At 56.3% G+C, this 375-nt stretch carries 1 protein-coding gene; it reads left to right on the forward strand.

The window, feature by feature from the left end; genetic code table 11:
• Positions 1-375 (forward strand): type VI secretion system protein (locus tag SB822_RS55345; protein ID WP_410858877.1); only part of this gene is annotated, 375 nt, incomplete at both ends.

The following is a 375-nucleotide window of genomic DNA, read 5'->3' on the forward strand; positions in this document are numbered from 1 at the left end:
GTGGTCGGCCTTTTCGATGAACATTTCGAGGAGCTCTACGACGGCCTGAAAGAAATCAGCGTCGCGCAGATGTCGATCAATCGCGGCAATAAGCTCTCGCCAGGTCAACTGAGTTTCCCGCTCGAGTTCTCGACGATCAAGCCCGCACTCCGCGCATTTCTCGCCACGCTGTTTGAAACGAACCCGTTCCAGTACAAGCCGATTTTCCGCGGCTTCTATTTCACGAGCGCATTGCAGGAAGGCGAAACCAATAGCGCCGCGGCCACGCGCATCGCGAACCGCTTCGGTTTGAGCGCGGACAGCATGCCGAAACCGCACAGCGCGTTTTCGAAGAACGGCTTCTTCCTGCGCGATCTGTTTTCCAAAGTCATCTTC

This window comes from Paraburkholderia sp. SIMBA_054 (genome assembly GCF_046534875.1).
GTDB lineage: Bacteria > Pseudomonadota > Gammaproteobacteria > Burkholderiales > Burkholderiaceae > Paraburkholderia > Paraburkholderia hospita.